This is a genomic window from Paenibacillus sp. FSL k6-2145, assembly GCF_037976585.1.
Lineage (GTDB): Bacteria > Bacillota > Bacilli > Paenibacillales > Paenibacillaceae > Paenibacillus.
Genome location: NZ_CP150267.1, coordinates 1,625,111 through 1,644,063 on the forward strand (window position 1 = coordinate 1,625,111; position 18,953 = coordinate 1,644,063).

An 18,953-nucleotide genomic window follows, 5' to 3' on the forward strand; every position below is an offset into this window, starting at 1 on the left:
TGAACAACATCCCATTCGATAGATTGAAGACGATCAAGGAGGAAAACAAATGAGCGACAATCAGCAGCCCAAGACGGGTCTGCCCCCGGTCCCCGAATCACTGTGGCGTGCTACGCATGAATTCGATAGCTATCCGAAACTGACCGAAGATATCACCGCGGATGTAGCGATTATCGGTGCCGGTATCGCCGGGATTACTACAGCCTATCTGCTCGCGCAGACGGGTATGCGTGTAGTCGTGCTGGAGGCTGGAAAAGTGTTGGATGGCACGACCGGTCATACCACTGCCAAGGTATCTACACAACACGGCGTCATATTTGATGAAATTATGCATCACTTCGGACAAGAACAGGCTCGGATGTACTATGAAGGCAATGCCGATGCTGCCAAGTGGATGCGCAATCTGGTGAAGGAAAAACAGATTGATTGCCAGTGGGCAGAGGAAGATGCCTACGTCTATATTCAATCAGAGGAAAACATTAAAAAACTGGAGATCGAGCTGACCGCCTATGGCAAACTCAATATCCCTGGTGAGTGGGTAGATCCACTCCCTATTCCAGTTCCCGCCAGAGCGGGTATCCGCATGCCGGGTCAGGCACGCTTTGATCCGCTGGCCTACCTGCACTACTTGCTCGATTCCGCTGTGAAACAAGGGGTACAGATCTACGAGCATACGACAGTTACGGATGTAGAGGAAGACGCTTCACTACATGTCAGAACTTATGGAGATGGCCCATCCGTAACAGCGGAACATGTTGTCGTGGCTTCTCATTTTCCCGTCTATGATCCCGGGTTTTATTTCACACGATTACACGCCGAACGATCCTACGCTGTATTAGTCGAACCGGAGAAACCCTATGCGGGCGGCATGTACATCTCGGACGATACACCGTACCGTTCCTTGCGTACCGTCTTGCATGACGGTAAGGAACTTATCCTCTTTGGCGGCGAAAATCACAAAACCGGACAAGGCATCTGCACCTTCGGTCATTATGAACGTCTGGAGCAGTTCGCAGCGGAGACATTTGGCATTCGCAACATTCCTTTTCGCTGGTCAGCCCAGGATCTGATCTCTATTGACAAGGTGCCTTACATTGGACCGATTACCGGAAGACATGAACGTGTCTATGTGGCGACCGGGTTTGCCAAATGGGGAATGACAACTGGCACGATGGCAGGACACATTCTTGCGGATCGCATCAGTGGACGTGACAATCCTCATGCCGCTGTATTCGATCCGGCAAGATTCAAGGCCGATCCTGGCATGAAACATTTTATTGTGGAAAATGTGAATGTAGCCAAGGAATTAATCTCCGGTAAAGTAGGTATTGTGCACAAAAACGTTAGTGATATTGGCGAAGACGAAGGAGCCGTCGTTCGTCATAATGGCAAACGTGCTGGCGCCTACAAGGACACCAGTGGCAAGCTGTTTCTGGTGGATACCACCTGTACTCATCTGGGGTGCGAAGTCGAATGGAACGAGGGCGAGCGTTCGTGGGATTGCCCATGCCATGGTTCCCGCTTCGATTATGCAGGCCATGTCATTGAGGGCCCTGCTGTGGAAGACCTTAAAGTTCTGGATGCACAAGAATAACCGACATTTAGCGATTAACCTGTAAACCAAAGAAACAAAAGTTCATCTCACAGACCGGATCGGAATCCGCCTCCAGACGGAAGTAACCGATCCGGTTTTTGCGTATGCTGAATTATAGCTAAACAGACAGCTTCAGCTAAGCATCAGTATTAAACGAACTTATTATCGATCAATCGTGATACGGAACTATTTTAAAATCACTACCTTGCATTAAACAGTACTGGATGCTATGATGACTTCACCACTACTGAACAATATACAATAGCTATAAATGAAGCTACGAAGGAGGAACCTGTGTGAATGTGAACATCCAGTTCAAAAAAGGAGTATTGGAGCTGTGCGTCCTGGTATTAATAAACCGCCAGGATCGGTATGGCTACGAACTGGCTCAGGCTGTCTCCAAACATATCGAAGTTGCTGAAGGTGCACTGTATCCCTTGCTTCGCCGGCTTGTGAATGACGGTTACTGCACCACCTACCTGCAAGAATCAACTGAAGGCCCGCCGCGCAAGTATTACCGACTGTCCGATACAGGTCGCGACTACATGACGGCACTGACGACAGAATGGAATGAATTTGTGCGCAATGTCGCAAATCTGATTGAGGAAGGAACCCCTAATGAATAGACAACAATTTATGAAAGCCATGGAAGTTCATCTACGGCCGATGGACCCATTCGAACGGGCTGAGTTGCTCGCCGACTATGATCAACATTTCGAGCTTGGACTACGAGAAGGCAGGCTGGAAGAAGAGATCGCTCGGGAACTCGGACAGCCGGAAGAAATCGCCAAGGAAGCACTCGGTGATCGTTATGACATTCATACGCCGGGTTCAGATGCATTCTATGCACCGACGTATCGCGAAATGCGGTCACCCAGAAACAGCACCAGAGCCACTCGCAAATTTTTCACAGCCATCGGCCTGTTATTTCTGAATCTGATTCTTGGCATCCCCCTTGGTCTCATGATGTGGTCGGTATGGCTTGTTATTGCCAGCCTTTCCTTGCTGGTATTGGCTCCTGTGGCAGCGGTTGTGGATTTCTTATTCCTGAGCCAACTCGATAAAGCAGAGATCTTCGTTGCGATTGGCGCTTTCGGTGTCGGCATTTTGTTTGCCATCACATCGAATTATGTCTTTAGAGCCTTCAAAATCGTCACTCTTCAATATATTAGATGGAATAAAAACACGATGAAAGGAGATGTTTCCGCATGAGTACCAAAAAATGGCTTGCGCTTGCCGTGATATGTATCGGAATAGGTTTACTTGGGACATCCATTTATGGCGTTCAGTTCGGGGATGAACGGGAGCATTATTCCAAACGATGGGATTTCAAAGCAGATGAATTGCAGAACATTATCATGAATGCTAATTTCAGTGCAGATATTGAATTTGTTGTAAGCCCGGATTCGAATGCTTATATCGAAGTGGATGGCAAATGGGACCCTGCTGTAGTCAAAAGCTTCGAACAGGCCACCTTATCCAACGGCACATTCCAACTGGCGCAGACAGAACGTGAACGATTGCAGTTTTTCACCTTGTACTGGAATGATCAAGACTCCACAATAACCGTTGCCCTGCCTGAAGGACACCAACTAAATGAGGTTAAGCTGGACTCCTCTTCGAGTGAATGGGATCTGACAGGGCTAAATGCCAATCAGCTTGAGCTGAATAATACCTCAGGTTCCATACGTCTGGAAAACATCAAGGCGCCCAATATTGAATTGGTTCTAACTTCGGGTGACATTAACGCTTCCATGATTGATGGAGACATGACCGTGAAACAGACATCCGGAAGCTTCACAGCAGATCAGATTGCCGGTCATGTAAACAGTAAGATTAAATCAGGAGATATTGAGATTACTGAATTAAACGGCGCAGCTGATGTTCAATTCACTTCGGGTAGCATTCATATTGAGCAGTCCCATTCCGCCCCGATTAATGCGTCTGGAACATCAGGAGATATTTTCATTCAAGCTGCACCTGATTTTGACGGAATCTACGATGCTAAGGCTACTTCGGGAAGTGTGGATGTACCTGAATCCCCAATGGTAAGCCGGGAAGTAATCAAGGCCCGTACCTCCTCTGGCAGCATCGAGATTACCAAATAGTGATGAAGCAAATTTCCGAACTGTGGGTAATATAGTATAATCAAATGCCAGTCCAATTCTAAGGAGGAATTATCCACATGGAACTTAAAAATAAAACAGCTGTCATCACAGGTGCCGGAAAAGGTATCGGTCGTGCCATCGCTGAAGCCCTTGCCAAAGAAGGTGTGCACCTTGGCCTTATCGCACGTACCGCTTCCGATCTACAGGCTCTGCAACAGTCTCTTAGTCAAGAATACGGTGTGAAAGTAACCAGTGCTGTAGCAGATATCTCGGATCGCACACAGGCGGAAGCCGCTGTAGCAGCCATTGAGATGGAACTCGGCGCGGTGGATATTCTCATCAATAATGCAGGTATCGCAAGCTTCGGCACATTGCTGGATATGGACCCGGAAGAGTGGGAACGCATTCTGCATGTTAACGTTATGGGTACATATTACGTCACACGTGCTGTCCTTCCAAGCATGATCAAGGAAAGTAGCGGCAGTATCATCAATATTGCTTCCACTGCAGGTGAACGCGGATTCGCTACAGGTTCGGCATACTGTGCATCCAAATTTGCGCTACTTGGCATGACCGAATCTCTGATGCAGGAAGTGCGCAAGTCCAACATTCGTGTAACAGCACTGACACCAAGCACCGTTAATACGGAGCTTGCGACCAATGCCGGACTGAAAATTGGCGACGAAGATCGCATGATGCAAGCGGAAGATGTAGCTGAACTTGCACTCGCAACACTCAAGCTATCCGACCGTGTCTTCGTTAAAGCAGCAGGCATCTGGACGACTAATCCACAATAGACAGGTGATTCTGACCTTTCTAACAAACCTCTCGCACCTTATTGTGCTCTTTTGCAGGAAATGAGAAACGTAACGAATCTCTGCGACGTTATTTCGCCAGAAGTCTGTGGAATGTAGCCAAATTACACACACAACAGTGAAATAAAGCGTCTGAGATTCGTTACATCTCAATATCTGCTTAAAATCATCTAATAGGGCTCGCTCAGTTCGTTAGAAAATAAAAGGACGATTCCCATTGTACATGTATGCAGGTTCGCATGTTCATGACTTGGGAGCCGTCCTTTTTTTATTCTATAAATGATCCAGACCCAATTCTTTGGACACTGCAATGAGCACCACCGCAGGCTCCTCACCGATATTGGTCACTTCATGGGGCACGATCGCATTCCAGGTAAACGAATCACCCACTTCAAGAACTTCCACATCTTCGCATTGCTCCGCACGAATCTTGCCCTGCAACACCAGATGGCTTTCCTCCCCGGCATGTTTGCTCACCCCGGTCGAAGCACCTGGCGGTAACTCCACAATGGACATACGCATTGCACCTTTGGCTGTAAGCTGCTGTACTTTGATCTGTCCGCTTCCGGCTGTCGTCTCCTTGCGCTCGTTCTTGCGTACCACATTCATCCGTTGCTCCGGTGTCAGCAGCAAATAGGGAAGTGGCACTTCCAGATAATCCGCAATACTTTCAAGTGTAGCAATGGAAGGTGATGTTTTGTTATTTTCTACGTTGCTGATAAAACCTTTGGACAACCCCGTGCCCTCACACATCTGCATGATCGTAATCTGTTTCTGTTTGCGGATCGTACGAATAGCCAAGCCAATATCCATATTGCGTCCCTCCCCTCCTATTGATCTATTTAAGACACCAGTCGTACGCGTCGCTTCTTCAGGTTATCTATTCGGCGCTTGTCTCAACAAATATAATTCGGTTTCCGAACGGATCTGTCACGGTCATTTCCCTTGATTGCCAAGGTGTTTCCTCTATACCTGGTCTTGCATTTTTGTACTTTTTCTGACGAAGTGCACCATGGAATGTATCCAAGTTATCTGTTTCCACGCGCAAGGCAGCTCCAGGTGTACAATCTCCATGATGTTCGGATAAATGAATCACGATGGAATCGAGTGAAATCTGCATATATAAGGGCATATCTTGCTCAAATCGATGTTCCCAATCCAATTGGAAACCCAGGTATTCAAGGTAGAACTCTCTAGCTTTATTTTCATCAAATATTCTCAAAATAGGCACGATACTTTTTAACATCCTGATCACGTCCTCGGGAATAATATATAAACCATTCGCAGCGGCATTTATTGTAGATACATTCAAGATTTTTAATAAACAACATATATTCATCATACAAAAAAAGTATTGACCCTACAATGAAACCATGATAAATTTTGTTCATAAATAAGAATATTTATTTCATATTGGTGAACTTTATCATTAAAGCGATATATTAACTCATTCCTCATCAGGTGGTGTTTTCAATGAATTCTCCTTATATACATGAAGTCCAATTACCATCTCATTACAATCCAGATCAACGTTATCCTGTGATTTTCGCCTTACATGGCATGGGATCAGATGAACAGGATATGCTTCGTTTAATGAAGCCTATGCAGTCTGATTTTATTATTGTCGCCATCCGTGGGCCTATCGTTCAGAGTAGTGGTTATGCTTATTTTCAGATCAAAAGCATTGGCAACCCCATCCGTGAATTGTATGATGCCTCTGTGCTGGGATTGCAACAGTTGATTGTTGATCTGTCCGCCAAATATGCGATTGATCCCACGCGGCGTTATATCGCCGGATTCAGCCAGGGCGCTATTATGGCAATGACCCTATCGCTGATCATGGGAGATGCCATTAAGGGCATAGTAGCGATGAGTGGGTACATCCCGCAATTTGTGAAAGACGAGTACAAGCTGCAACCCGATTCGGAGCTGTCTGTGTTCATCTCACATGGAGATCAGGATCATCTATTCCCGCTGCAACTGGGCGAAGATAACGCCAATTTCTTCAGTCAACACACCAATCACGTCACATATGTACCTTACAACGGTGGACACCAGGTGACCCCCGATCTATATCAACATTTTCAACACTGGCTTCGGACGGATGCAAATCTGACTACCGAAGACCCGAAAGGACTGAATTCAAAATGATGCCATCTCTGTTTATTGCTCACGGTGCCCCGTCACTTGCACTGGAGGAGAATGTGTACACTGAATTTTTGCAAAAACTAGGACAGGAACTGCCGAAACCCAAAGCAATTGTATTGTTCTCTGCTCACTGGGAATCCACTACTCAGCTTGTATCCTCGGTAGCCAATTACGAAACCATTTATGATTTCGGCGGTTTCCAGCCCGAGCTGTATCAGATCAAGTACCCGGCTCAAGGACAGGCAGAAACCACAGCCGAGGTGGAGCGTTTATTTGCAGAAGCAGGGATCCCGGTACAAACGGATGATGTTCGTGGCCTGGATCACGGCGCCTGGGTTGTTCTACGCCTGCTCTACCCAGATGCGGATATTCCCGTAATTGCCTTGTCCGTGAATCGCTATCTGACAGGTGAGCAGCAATATCAGGTTGGACAAGCGCTCGCTTCCTTACGTGAGCAAGACATTCTCGTGATCGGCAGCGGCGGAACCGTCCACAATCTACGTCGATTGAACTGGGAAAGTAACGGTGTTGACCCGTGGGCATCAGAGTTTGACAACTGGCTGCATGACAAGCTGGTGAGTTGGGATACGGAGTCTCTCTTTTCCTATGATACACTGGCACCTTCAGCTCAAGCCGCCGTGCCTACGCCGGAGCATTTTGTACCACTGTTGCTCGCTATGGGTGCGGGGCATCAGAACAAACAGGCATCGCTCCTGTTCAAAGCCTATCAGTATGGCAACCTGAGTTTGTCCTGCTGGAAGTTTGATTAAAGAGGACTATATAAAACGAACTAAAGTATTTACACTCGCTACTCCGATGACAGAACAACCTTCCGATCGCTGTTATCCCCAGATTTTTTTATTTACTTTATATAAAGGTGAAAATCTGGGGATAAAGGCGAACACTTCGCTTCTTCAGGTTCTTTCTGCCCTCTACGTTTTCGTGTAAAAGATTAGTTTTATTTATATAGTAGATAAATAATTAGCGTGAGTTACAGGGAATGCCCCTGTTGCTCACGCTTTATTTGTTGTTACCGTCCTTGAATAATGAGACCATTGTAGTATGTAAGCAAGGACTCCGGTTTCTTGTGTGCTTTTCCGGATTATATCTATAATATGAGGTGAAATCAGGCACAGTTTGCTCGCATATCACTCACCATATTATCTGAATAGCTCATACGGAGGGAATTGGATGCCAGAACAGCGTATATATGAATTGATGGATGAACTGGATATGTTGCTGGAGGAGAAGGTACAGGATGAGGAGAACCGGGAGCTCTTGGAGGCGTATCGCGAGTTTGAAGGCGTGACGGATGAGCAGCTTGACGCATTCGAGCAGGAACACGGTATTCGATTACCTGCTGATTTTCGTGCGTTTTATAAACGTAAAAATGGGAGCGGTTATGCCTTTCACGTCTTGTATCCAAGCCTCGAGGAAGGGCGAGAGTCTGAGCCATTTTACCTGTTATCCCTGGAAAAGATTCAAAAGGAGCAGTCCACGCTGGTGGAGAACCGCATGGATGATTATTTTACCGAAGAAGAGATCCGTGAGCTTGATCCTCGAATCAAACCCTACCTTTTTCAAAAGAAATGGGTTACGTTTGGCAAGCTTGGAGGCGGGTCGCTGTATCTGATGTTCGACTTTGATCCGACAGAGCAAGGAACATATGGGCAGATTATTATGTACGTACATGATCCGGATTTTGTATATTATGTCGCTGGGACGTTTACGGAACTGTTGGAACAGTCCAACCGGAACCTACGTGCCTTGGAGGCCATTGAGTACTGAGGTGCACATGATGATATGACCTTTTTTTCATAATGCTGGGATATGTCAAAGCGGTTATAATAACATTTAGTGGAAATGCACATGCTGTATAGATAAACTGCCTTTTCTACACCTAATACATTGATCTGGGAGGAACATACGAAGTGGCTGAACAACCGAAGTCTGAGAGCTTTATGTCTCTCGTCAAAAAAGGAAACACATCCTCCGCCGTAGCGATGGCAGGTAATGCCGTACTTGCTGTGTGCAAAGGGGGAGCCTTCCTATTCAGTGGCAGTGGTGCCATGTTCGCTTCGGCGATGCATTCACTCGCTGATGCCATTAACCAAGGGTTTGTCTTTGTCGGAAGTGTGTTGTCCGAGAAAAAACCTACACGCCGCTTCCCGACCGGATTCGGACGGGTCATCAACATTTTCTGTATGATCGCCGTTATTGTCGTGACGATTATGGCCTATGAGACCATTCATGAGGGGATTCACCTGCTCCAGCATCCTGTTGGTCATACCGGCGGTCTCTGGATTAACATCGGAGTGCTTGTTCTGAACATTGTCATTGACGGGGCCATCCTGATCAAAGCCATGAAGGAAATCCTCAAAGAAGCACGCGCACCTAAAGCCGCCGGATTTGCCTTGGTCCCTGCTGCTATCAAAAATGTAGGCCGTGCTGCGCCACCAACCCGTCTCGTATTTTACGAAGATGTTGTAGCAGTACTCGGTGCAACACTCGCCTTGATCTCCGTTGTAGTCATTGCATTAACCAATTTTGCATTGCTCGATGGCATTGTGACAACGATTATTGGATGTCTGATGATCGCTGTAGCCTTCCGGGTTGGTTACGATAATATGATCGGATTGATTGGTGTTGCGGCTCCACAGGATATTGAGGACAAAGTGTCCCAAACCATTCTGGCAGATACACATGTTGCTGACATTCAGATGATGCGTATTATTCAGGAAGGCCGTTATTATCATGTGGAAGGTCTCATTGAGTTGACCAAAGGACTCAGCCTAGCTGATGCGGATGACATCAAGTTCCGTATTCAGGAGAAACTGATGACGAACCCCGATATCGCCGACGCTGCCATCTCCATTATTGAGGATGACGGTGTGAACAGCTGGGGCAAGAAACATTCAGATGTGGTGAAATAACAAGCTTCGTTTTGGATAAACAGAATGACAGAACCCACTCTTCAACAGAGTGGGTTTTTAGCATGTTCAACTACACGCTCATCTACAAAGAAGTAGTTGCCCAAATACTTACCTAGACTTTGGTCTAGGTTCACTTTAACTCCAAAGACGGAGGATAGACTTTTCCAGTTCATGGTATGCTGTGAATAACGAAAGTATTGCTCTACATACAACCGTTCGGAAATTGATCTTGTATTGAGAAGGAGAGATATTATGGCTAAACGTACGATCCTTGCGCCTGTTCTCATTTTGCTGGGCGTGTACCTGATTCTGAACCAGGGAGGTTCACTCGGTACGGGTACTATCTTTGCGACTTTCTGGCCCACGTTGTTCGTGATTCCACTAGGACTGTTCTTCCACTGGCTCTACTTCTCCATGATTGGCAGAGGGGTTGGACTACTGGTTCCCGGTGGGTTGTTACTCACTGTTGGTATCGTCTGTCAGATCGCTATGCTGTTTAACAACTGGGGTACGATGTGGCCGGGCTTCATTCTGGCTGTAGCTGTTGGTTTGTTCGAATTATACTGGTTCGGTGGTCGGAACAAATGGTTGCTGATCCCCATCAACATTCTAACGGTGATATCGTTGCTATTCTTCGCTGTGATGTCGATTGGTACGATGCTGAGCAGCTTGAGCTTTATCCAACCGTTCGTGGCGATTGTGCTGATTATGGGTGGGGCATGGATCATGGTGGGTCGCAAAAAGCGCATGTAGTGGCAATTATATAAGATGAATAAGGTACGGGTTCACACTGAGCCACTCCACGTGCAGAATAATCTTTCGATCGCTGTTATCCCCGGATTTTTTGATTCCCCTTTTACAATGGGAAAATCCGGTGATAAAGGCGAACGCTCCGCTTCTATAGCTTATTTCTGCCCGCTCCGTTAACGTGTGCCCTGTAATGTTCATCTTATATGGCACTTCAAGCGCTTTTGCTCTGAAGTAGGTAAAAAAGGGTTGCTGCTCGTCATTCAAATGAAATGACGAGCAGCAACCCTTTTGTTTTTTCATAATCTAACGAACTGTGCACACCTTATTGGCGGTTATTTACTGTGCATTTTAAACTCCAGGAACAGGTCGTTATAATGCGAGAGCATTTTTTTACCCAGATTATCGTAGACCTCCAGCTTACCTGTCAGTGTCTCGTCTGGATAGAACCGTTCATCCTCCGAGATGTCCTCTGGCAGTAACTTCAGTGCCTCGGCGTTCGGCGTGGAGTAACCCACGTATTCCGCATTCCGGGCCGCATGATCTGGGTCCAGCATGAAGTTGATAAACTGGTGTGCCCCTTCAATATTACTCGCTGTTTTGGGAATAACCATGTTATCGAACCAGAGGTTTGATCCCTCTTCTGGCACCATGTAATCCAGCTTGTCGTTCTCATCCATAATCTCGGATGCATCCCCGGACCATACAAGTCCAACTGCCGCTTCCTCATTGGCGAGTAACATCTTGATCTCGTCACCCACAATTGCTCTGACGTTTGGTGTCAATGTAGACAGCTTCTTCAGCGCTTCTTGCAAATGGTCTTCGTTGGTATCATTCAGAGAATACCCGAGACTGTTCAATCCCATCCCAATGACTTCGCGTGCGCCATCAAGGAGCAGGATTTGGTTTTTCAGACGCGGGTCCCACAGGTCGTTCCAGCTATCAAACGTCAATCCATCCACCAGTTCGGGATTGAACACAACCCCCACTGTTCCCCAGAAATAAGGGATCGAGTACTTGTTGCCTTCGTCAAAGGACAAGTCCAAGAACCGCGGATCGATGTTGCTCAGGTTAGTCAATTTGCTGTGATCAATTGGAACGAGCAGGTCTTCCTCTTTCATTTTGCTAATCGCATATTCGGAAGGAATCGCCACATCAAACGTAGTACCGCCCTGCTCAATCTTGGTCAGCATCGCTTCATTGGAATCAAACGTCTGATAGATGACCTTAATGCCTGTCTCATCCTCAAATTCCTTGAGCAGATCCGGGTCGATATAATCGCCCCAGTTATAGATGGTCAGCGTGTTTCCGCCAGAATACCCCTGACTCTTATTCAGATACGAAGCCAGGATCATCAGGGCAAAGGCGGCCACAAAAACAAGCGCAAATGTCCGTACCAGTTGCTTCATGGTCGCAGCCCCTTTCCTCCGGGTGGTATCCGTGTTGCACGGCGGTTAATGAAGTAATATCCAACCACCAGCAGCACCGTGAGAAGGAATAACAGGGTAGACAGAGCATTGATGGACAACGAAACACCCTGCCTTGCTCTGGAGTATATCTCTACCGAGAGTGTGGAGTATCCATTACCCGTAACAAAGAATGTTACTGCGAAATCATCGAGTGAGTACGTCAACGCCATGAAGAATCCGGCAAAAATACCCGGTTTCACGTATGGCAGCACCACACGCGTCAGAATCTGCCATGAACCAGCGCCCAGATCGCGTGCTGCATCCATCAGTGTTGGACTCATCTCCTGCAGCTTCGGCAGTACCATGATCACAACGATCGGTACACTGAATGCGATATGAGACAGCAGGACCGAAGTGAAGCCCAGTTTGATACCAATCATGGTAAACAGGATCAGGAACGATGCACCAATGATGACATCCGGACTAACGATGAGCACGTTATTGAGAGACAGCAGCGTATTCTTGGTCCGTTTGCGACGCACATGGTAGATCGCCAGTGCTCCTGCTACACCAAGGATCGTTGAGATCGCTGATGACAGGAGCGCAATGATAAATGTATTCAGCACAATGATGAGTAGCCGAGTATCGGCGAACACCTCTCTGTACCATTCAAGCGTGAATCCTTCGAAGCTGCGCATGTGACCGCCGCTGTTGAAGGAGTAGAAGATCAGATACGCAATCGGTGCGTACAATATGGCGAATACAACGGCCAGATAGACGTTAGACAGCTTTCCGTTTCTTCCCATTACGCACCTCCTTCTTGCCTGATCCAGTCAGGAACATAATAATCGCCATCGCAATAATCAAAAAGACGGCAATCGTTGAACCCATCCCCCAGTCCTGGGTGACGAGAAAATGCTGTTCAATCGCTGTTCCCAGCGTAATTACACGGTTCCCCGCAATAAGGCGGGTAATCATGAACAGAGACAGTGCTGGAATAAATACAGCCTGACAGCCTGATTTCACACCGCTAATCGTCAGCGGAAAGATAACCCGGCGGAAGGTCAGCCAAGATGAGGCACCCAGATCCCGCGCCGCGTAGATCAACGATGGATTCATCTCTTCCAACGCATTGAAGATCGGCAGGATCATGAATGGAATGAAGATGTACACCGAGACAAAGATAAAACTGAAATCGGTGAACAAAATCTGCTGTGTGCCAATACCCACGACTTCAAGCAGGGAGTTGGTCAAACCGTACGTTCCGAACAAGCCGATAAAGGCGTACGCTTTTAACAAAAGATTGATCCAGCTTGGCAGAATGATCAGCAGCAACCACAGCTGCTTGTGCTTCGTCCGGGTCAGCATATACGCCGTTGGATACGAGATAAGCAGCGAGAACGCCGTAATCAGAAATGCATACCAGAACGAACTGAGCGTCATCTGCAAGTACACCGGCGTAAAGAAGCGGGCGTAGTTGCCAAACGTGAAGTTACCCTCCACATCGAAGAATGAATAATAGATGACCAGCAGAACCGGCGCCACAACAAACAACACCATCCATAGTACATATGGAATCAGATACGCATTGCGTGTGCTGGCCTTAGTCTGCATGAGCGGCCTCTTGATAGGCTTCGAGTCGTTTGTCGAACTCTTCTTCGGTCTCGTTAAAGCGCATAACGTGTACAGCTTCCGGGTCAAAATAGAGCCCTATCCGCGCGCCGACAACAGCTTTCTTGGTTGAATGAACAAGCCACTCATTGCCCGCATCGTCGTACGTGGATATTTCGTAATGCACTCCGCGGAATAACTGGGAGTCCACATTGACCTTCAGCTTACCTTGTTCTTCGGTTGTAATCTCAAGATCCTCTGGGCGAATGACAATCTCTACCGGCTCGTCCGGCTGGAGACCCTGATCGACACACTCGTGCTGTGCGCCAGCGAATTCCACCACAAAGTCCTGCTTCATTTTGCCCGATACAATGTTCGATTCCCCGATAAAGTCTGCCACAAAGCGGTTAATCGGCTCATCATAGATATCATTCGGTGTACCGCTCTGTTGGATCACGCCGCCATTCAGGACAAAGATCTCGTCGGACATCGCCAAGGCTTCTTCCTGATCATGTGTAACAAAGATAAACGTGATGCCCAGTCGCTGTTGCAGCTCCCTTAATTCATACTGCATTTCGGTCCGCAGCTTCAGATCGAGTGCTGAGAGCGGCTCGTCCAGCAGCAGAATTTCAGGTTCGTTCACAATGGCGCGTGCAATCGCAACACGTTGTCGTTGTCCACCAGACATTTCGCCAATTTCACGGTTCTCATAACCGGACAGATTGACGAATTTGAGGGCTTCCAACACTTTGCTGCGAATTTCAGCCGTTTTCATCTTTTTGATCCGCAAGCCAAAAGCTACGTTCTCAAATACATTCAAATGTGGAAATAACGCATAATCCTGAAATACGGTATTCACTTGCCGCTGGTGGGCAGGCACCCGGTTGATAAGCGCACCATTAAAATAAATACTGCCCTGTGTCGGCTCCGCAAAACCGGCAATCAACCGCAATATCGTTGTTTTCCCGCAGCCCGATGGGCCAAGAAGCGTATAAAATTTACCCCGCTCAATCTCAAAGCTAACTGCCTTCAATACGGCTTCATCCTGATCGTATTGCTGAGTCACCGCTTCAAAGCGGATAATCGGTTGTTGTTCTGACATGCTTCACATCGCCCCCTTATACTTGAGGTACCTCTTAATTCTGTACACTTTCATTCATGCATCCTTATAGATAACCCATCTATTATATATGATTCAGGTATATCCGCAATGGTTTTGATGTAAACGCCGCATGTCATTTCTTCTTATTGTTTAAAATTCTGCATACATTACAGGTAATGTCGATAATACGTACCCATATGTAGTAATTGAAGGATTTTTAGGATTCCATTTTATGTGTGAGAGGAGTCTTGGCTCTTGGATATTCGTCGTAACCTGCCTTTGCTGATGACCATTTGTTTCCTCAGTCAGATGGGCGGATTCATGATCCTGCCCCTGTTTCCTTTGTTTATCGAGGAATTCGGCCTGTCCGGCTGGATGATGGGGGTTATTTTTGCACTCTTTTATGTAGGAAAAGTAATTGGGGGCATTCCTGCAGCGGCAATTTATAGAAAGCTCGGAGGGAAAAATGCGCTCATCCTGATGCTGATCCTGCTCGCTGTCTGTATGGGCGGCTTCGCATTGTCTTCTGCTGCGGTATTATTCGGCCTGCTCCGACTGCTGCAAGGACTCGCTTCCACCGGCCTTACCGTGGTCGTGCGTTCCATCATCGGAGATGGGGGCAATGTAGACAACCGCGGCCTGTACAATGGATATATCAGCAGCAGTGAGGGCGGCGGTATGGTACTTGGCCCAGTCATTAGTGGCTGGCTCGCATTGCATTGGCCCTTGTCGGTGCCTTTTTTACTCGTTACCGTATGTTGTCTGATGGCCGTGGTCGCTGCGATGGGGATGAAGACGACGGCACCAGCTAGAGCTACTCATGAGTCTGGGAGTACGTTAAGTGATCATCTAATAGAAGATCCTTCTGCGACGGTGACACAAGAACCTCTGGACAACTTAACAAATTCAGTGCTCTCCACGGATGAAGTTGTTGTAGATTCCACCACAAGTGACTCCCACCCTAATACTACTGTATCGACTGAACTTCCTTTATCTTCATCACGGTCTGATGCAAAGCATACTCAAGATTTGTCTACAAGGCTCACACAGCGGCAACAACTACTTGGCTACGGTACGGTGCATTTTCTGGAGATGAGTGCCTATGCGGTGTTTCTCACCTACTTCGCACTGTATGCAGCTCACATCATGCATTGGGACCCGTTTGCAACCAGTCTCGCCTTCACTGTATCCGGGATCTCTACTCTTGCTGCTGCTCCCTTTGTTGGTTATCTCTCTGACCGGATGGGCGATCGTCTGTTACTCTGTATGCTCGGCATGTTTCTCATTGGAATCGAAGTTGCTGTATTTCTAAGCACGTCCTCCCATCTATGGGTCTACGTTGGCATGTTGATTGGCGGGGTGGGCGGAGCATGTTACATGGATTCGTTCTTTGCTCATATTGGTGATCATATCCCGGACGAGAGTCGAAGTTCTGTCATAGGCAAAATTGTCTCAGCTGCCGAGATCGGCTCCATCGTATCTCCACTGGTTGCTGCGTTGCTTATGGAAGTTGGATCGCTTTACTCCGTGTTTGTGTTCAATCTGGTGTTGATTGCTGTTGCCATTGTAGTTCAGGCCGCGATGCGAAGTCGGTATAAGACAAGACGGGTGTAAAAGCAAAAGGGAGATGTCCCACAAGTCACGAACATGACGGAGGACATCCCTCTTTGGCATACTTTTTTTCTAACGAACTGCACAAGTGTTATTGCTTCAATTTCTACTTCGTTAAATTAAAAGTTCCATAGTAATCCGTTCTATAAGGCGCGCTCGGTTCGTTAGCTCTACAACTCGTGAGAGAAACCATCTCGATGGCAACCTCTCAATTATGATTTGCCCAATAATGTTGCAATGTGCACTGCATTTTCTTGGATTTTTCTTTTTAAGTAAGGATCGGTCGTGTCAGGTAATTCTGTTGGTTTGTAAAACTTTGCTTCAAGAACTTCAACCCCATCTGGCTTCAGTTCTCCCTCATACTCCGTGCAGATATAACCAATGACCACATTGTAGTATTCATGCCCATTTCTTAATTTCGTGTATAACTCTTTTCCTGAGAAGACGCCATACAGATGAAGTTTCTTGATCTCTATCCCAATCTCTTCTCTGACCTCTCGCATTGCAGACTCTTCCACCGATTCGCCGAGTTCCATATTTCCACCCGGTACTCCCCACGTATCATCCAGATGTCGAACCAATAGAATCTCACCTGTCTTGTTTAAGATCAATATACTCGGTCTCACCAAAATAACAGGAGCATTGCCAACCATTCCTCGCAACGTTTCAATATAACCCATGGATTGTTCCCTCCCCTATGTGAAGTCAAAGTCATGGCTTCATTATAGGTGTGTTATATATTTCCATATAGAGAAAGAATCTTTTCATTTTTTTCCTATTTTAAAGCCCTTCGTTTGATAAAAAAGGATCACAAAAAATAACCCGCCTGCACAATTTAATGTGCAAACGGGCATTTCATTGGTGCATCTCCGGCCTGTGGCTGGGGATTCTCTACCTGTGCATTCTGCTGCTCGCTACTTCTCGGCTCTGCGGCAGATGCCACACCATCTTTCAGGGTATACGCCTGATCCTGATGGAAAAAGTTCGGCTTCACGATCTCATTAGGATAGGAGCTGTGGAAAATATGCGTTGTCGCCGGAGATACCGGCGGAATCAGCCACACCCAATCCCCGGTCAGCTCACGTCCAGCCTTCTCTTCCCGCTGTTCAAACATAGCAAATTGCGCTGCCGCCGTGTGGTGATCCACAATGCTCACGCCTGCTTTTTTGAACGAATGCAGCACAGCCACATTCAGCTCCACCAACGCACGATCCTTCCACAATGTCGTTTCACTCGACGTATTCAATCCAAATGCTGCAGCCACCGCAGGCAGCATATTATACCTGAACGTATCCGCCAGATTACGGGCGCCGATCTCTGTACCCATATACCAACCATTGAATGGCGCTGCTGGATAAGATATGCCGCCAATCTCCAGTCGCATATCGGCGATCATCGGCACACCATACCAACGCATACCCAGCTCAGCAATCTTCTTCTGCTCCGGGTGTTCAATCATCACTTCCACAATCTCTTCTTCGGGTACAACAAACCACTCTGGGGCTTGTCCTTGCGCCTGAATTATGAGCGGTAACACATCATATGAGCTACCTGTCCCCTGCCAGCCAAGTGACATCGCCGCCTTGGTCAGCTCCACCGAAGCAGGATCTCCAACAATGCCTAGCTCTGTCTCATATCCCGCATAACGAATAAGCTGATGATTCCAGAGGCGTACCGGAGTTCCATTCGGCCCATCCGGTGGAAGAATGGTAATCATCGGGATTACTTTGCCACCGTTGGATGCTACATGGATATGATTCAGCACAGCTTCCGCTGCCGTTCCTGCCGTATCGGCGTGACGGGCGTCCACGATCCGAAGTTTATCCCAGAACAGCCGCCCGATACAGCGGTTGCTGTTCCGCCATGCCATTTTACAACCCTGCTCCAATTCCTCTGTGGTATGCACATAAGTACCGGTTACTTCGATCTCTCCCATAACAGCAACAAGCCGGGCCTGCGCGTCTTCACGCGAATAGCCCAGCTCTTCATAACATGTATATATAAACCGTTCAGCTTCTTCCTGCAATTGTTCCAGGTCTGACCGCATTGTTCATTCCACCATTCTGTACATCATGAATGCCATCATTATACGGCAAGCGCACCGGATTTGTAAGGGAACGGACACTTTGTTCACGGACTCTACATATCGTTGTCAGGATGTAGGGTGACTTTGCTTATTTGCCCAGAAATGCGTTTAACATCCAGACCTCTTTATCCAGGGCAGCGGTGAATCCAATCAGCATATCTTCCGTTGCGTTATCCTCTGCTTCTCCCGCTTCGTGAATGCCTTGATGAATCACTTCCACCATTGTACGCAGATCAGTAATCACCGACTCTACCATACGCTCAGCAGACAACTGGCCTTGTGCCTCTTCAATTGGAGACAGACGTAACTGTTCACCCATCGTAGCTACCGGACGTCCACCAATAGCAAGCAAACGTTCTGCAACTTCATCCATATTCGCCGTAGCCAAGTTGTACAGCTCTTCGAATTTGGCATGTAGTGTGAAGAAATGAGGTCCTTGAACATACCAGTGGAATTTATGCAGTTTCGTGTACAGTACAGACCAGCCTGCGATCTGACGGTTCAGAACCTCTTGAAGTGCTGTGGCGTTGTTGGCAAAAGTGTTGTTTCTAGTTTGGATTGTGCTCATGGAATTTATCCCCTCTCGAATATAAAAATAGAATTTGAATTTTATGATGGATTGCTTTGGTTTGCTTCTTTTAATTTAGACTTAATCTAAATCTTGTTTTAATTATAACACTGCATATCCTGTTTGGGAAGGCTTTTGCACTGTCTTGTAAATGAAGATTCCATGAAGTACAGCTTCATAGAAACGTTGGCACACACAACTAACAAAATGGTGAAGGTAAG

The 18,953-nt window shown here is 47.1% G+C and carries 20 protein-coding genes; 11 read left to right on the forward strand and 9 right to left on the reverse strand.

Annotation, left to right across the window (positions count from 1 at the left end):
- Positions 1-49: 49 nt before the first annotated feature.
- The 5 genes from NZ043_RS07120 to NZ043_RS07140 all read left to right on the forward strand — a co-directional run bounded on the left by NZ043_RS07120 (position 50) and on the right by NZ043_RS07140 (position 4,499).
- The gene (locus NZ043_RS07120; protein ID WP_133386162.1) at positions 50-1,594 is read left to right on the forward strand and encodes an FAD-dependent oxidoreductase; all 1,545 of its coding nucleotides are present in this window, start codon (positions 50-52) and stop codon (positions 1,592-1,594) included.
- A gap of 296 nt (positions 1,595-1,890) precedes the next feature.
- Positions 1,891-2,220: a PadR family transcriptional regulator gene (locus tag NZ043_RS07125; protein WP_091036026.1), complete on the forward strand. Its 330-nt coding sequence runs from the start codon at positions 1,891-1,893 to the stop codon at positions 2,218-2,220.
- Positions 2,213-2,806, forward strand: coding sequence for a DUF1700 domain-containing protein (locus NZ043_RS07130; protein ID WP_091036024.1), 594 nt, complete (start codon positions 2,213-2,215; stop codon positions 2,804-2,806). The genes NZ043_RS07125 and NZ043_RS07130 overlap by 8 nt, the downstream gene beginning before the upstream one ends.
- Positions 2,803-3,702, forward strand: a complete 900-nt coding sequence (locus tag NZ043_RS07135; protein ID WP_339311194.1) for a DUF4097 family beta strand repeat-containing protein — start codon at positions 2,803-2,805, stop codon at positions 3,700-3,702. Before NZ043_RS07130 ends, NZ043_RS07135 begins: the two co-directional genes overlap by 4 nt.
- Positions 3,703-3,779: 77 nt before the next feature.
- The gene (locus tag NZ043_RS07140; protein ID WP_133386164.1) at positions 3,780-4,499 is read left to right on the forward strand and encodes a 3-ketoacyl-ACP reductase; all 720 of its coding nucleotides are present in this window, start codon (positions 3,780-3,782) and stop codon (positions 4,497-4,499) included.
- Positions 4,500-4,790: 291 nt separating this feature from the next.
- Here the strand turns inward: NZ043_RS07140 and NZ043_RS07145 are convergent, their stop codons facing one another.
- Together NZ043_RS07145 and NZ043_RS07150 are read right to left on the reverse strand one after the other, a co-directional pair.
- The gene (locus NZ043_RS07145) at positions 4,791-5,330 is read right to left on the reverse strand and encodes an XRE family transcriptional regulator (protein ID WP_017691808.1); all 540 of its coding nucleotides are present in this window, start codon (positions 5,328-5,330) and stop codon (positions 4,791-4,793) included.
- Between the two features lie 67 nt (positions 5,331-5,397).
- Complete coding sequence (locus tag NZ043_RS07150) at positions 5,398-5,763, reverse strand: glyoxalase superfamily protein (RefSeq protein ID WP_091036017.1); 366 nt, start codon at positions 5,761-5,763, stop codon at positions 5,398-5,400.
- A gap of 227 nt (positions 5,764-5,990) precedes the next feature.
- Between NZ043_RS07150 and NZ043_RS07155 the strand changes: the two genes are divergently transcribed.
- From NZ043_RS07155 to NZ043_RS07175, 5 genes are all read left to right on the forward strand, one after another.
- The gene (locus NZ043_RS07155; RefSeq protein WP_091036016.1) at positions 5,991-6,668 is read left to right on the forward strand and encodes an alpha/beta hydrolase-fold protein; all 678 of its coding nucleotides are present in this window, start codon (positions 5,991-5,993) and stop codon (positions 6,666-6,668) included.
- Complete coding sequence (locus tag NZ043_RS07160) at positions 6,665-7,435, forward strand: class III extradiol ring-cleavage dioxygenase (RefSeq protein WP_133386168.1); 771 nt, start codon at positions 6,665-6,667, stop codon at positions 7,433-7,435. Before NZ043_RS07155 ends, NZ043_RS07160 begins: the two co-directional genes overlap by 4 nt.
- Before the next feature lie 421 nt (positions 7,436-7,856).
- The gene (locus NZ043_RS07165) at positions 7,857-8,453 is read left to right on the forward strand and encodes an SMI1/KNR4 family protein (protein WP_339311198.1); all 597 of its coding nucleotides are present in this window, start codon (positions 7,857-7,859) and stop codon (positions 8,451-8,453) included.
- 143 nt (positions 8,454-8,596) lie between these two features.
- Positions 8,597-9,598: a cation diffusion facilitator family transporter gene (locus tag NZ043_RS07170; RefSeq protein ID WP_091036009.1), complete on the forward strand. Its 1,002-nt coding sequence runs from the start codon at positions 8,597-8,599 to the stop codon at positions 9,596-9,598.
- A gap of 252 nt (positions 9,599-9,850) precedes the next feature.
- Positions 9,851-10,351 (forward strand): hypothetical protein, encoded by a 501-nt coding sequence (locus tag NZ043_RS07175; RefSeq protein WP_339311200.1) that lies wholly within the window; start codon positions 9,851-9,853, stop codon positions 10,349-10,351.
- A gap of 329 nt (positions 10,352-10,680) precedes the next feature.
- Here the strand turns inward: NZ043_RS07175 and NZ043_RS07180 are convergent, their stop codons facing one another.
- The 4 genes from NZ043_RS07180 to NZ043_RS07195 are packed head-to-tail and all read right to left on the reverse strand — an operon-like array spanning position 10,681 to position 14,467.
- Positions 10,681-11,754: an ABC transporter substrate-binding protein gene (locus tag NZ043_RS07180; RefSeq protein WP_091036006.1), complete on the reverse strand. Its 1,074-nt coding sequence runs from the start codon at positions 11,752-11,754 to the stop codon at positions 10,681-10,683.
- The gene (locus NZ043_RS07185) at positions 11,751-12,560 is read right to left on the reverse strand and encodes an ABC transporter permease (protein ID WP_062836831.1); all 810 of its coding nucleotides are present in this window, start codon (positions 12,558-12,560) and stop codon (positions 11,751-11,753) included. The genes NZ043_RS07180 and NZ043_RS07185 overlap by 4 nt, the downstream gene beginning before the upstream one ends.
- Positions 12,535-13,368 (reverse strand): ABC transporter permease, encoded by an 834-nt coding sequence (locus NZ043_RS07190; RefSeq protein ID WP_017691799.1) that lies wholly within the window; start codon positions 13,366-13,368, stop codon positions 12,535-12,537. Before NZ043_RS07190 ends, NZ043_RS07185 begins: the two co-directional genes overlap by 26 nt.
- A complete protein-coding gene (locus NZ043_RS07195; RefSeq protein WP_062836830.1) occupies positions 13,358-14,467 on the reverse strand; it encodes an ABC transporter ATP-binding protein in 1,110 nt (369 codons plus the stop codon). Before NZ043_RS07195 ends, NZ043_RS07190 begins: the two co-directional genes overlap by 11 nt.
- Before the next feature lie 255 nt (positions 14,468-14,722).
- Between NZ043_RS07195 and NZ043_RS07200 the strand changes: the two genes are divergently transcribed.
- A complete protein-coding gene (locus tag NZ043_RS07200; RefSeq protein WP_339311204.1) occupies positions 14,723-16,081 on the forward strand; it encodes an MFS transporter in 1,359 nt (452 codons plus the stop codon).
- A 209-nt stretch (positions 16,082-16,290) separates the two neighbouring features.
- Here the strand turns inward: NZ043_RS07200 and NZ043_RS07205 are convergent, their stop codons facing one another.
- From NZ043_RS07205 to NZ043_RS07215, 3 genes are all read right to left on the reverse strand, one after another.
- Positions 16,291-16,758 (reverse strand): NUDIX domain-containing protein, encoded by a 468-nt coding sequence (locus tag NZ043_RS07205; RefSeq protein ID WP_249912742.1) that lies wholly within the window; start codon positions 16,756-16,758, stop codon positions 16,291-16,293.
- 155 nt (positions 16,759-16,913) lie between these two features.
- Complete coding sequence (locus tag NZ043_RS07210) at positions 16,914-18,125, reverse strand: nitric oxide synthase oxygenase (protein ID WP_339311207.1); 1,212 nt, start codon at positions 18,123-18,125, stop codon at positions 16,914-16,916.
- Positions 18,126-18,252: 127 nt separating this feature from the next.
- Positions 18,253-18,732, reverse strand: a complete 480-nt coding sequence (locus NZ043_RS07215) for a DNA starvation/stationary phase protection protein (protein ID WP_339311209.1) — start codon at positions 18,730-18,732, stop codon at positions 18,253-18,255.
- Positions 18,733-18,953: the final 221 nt, after the last annotated feature.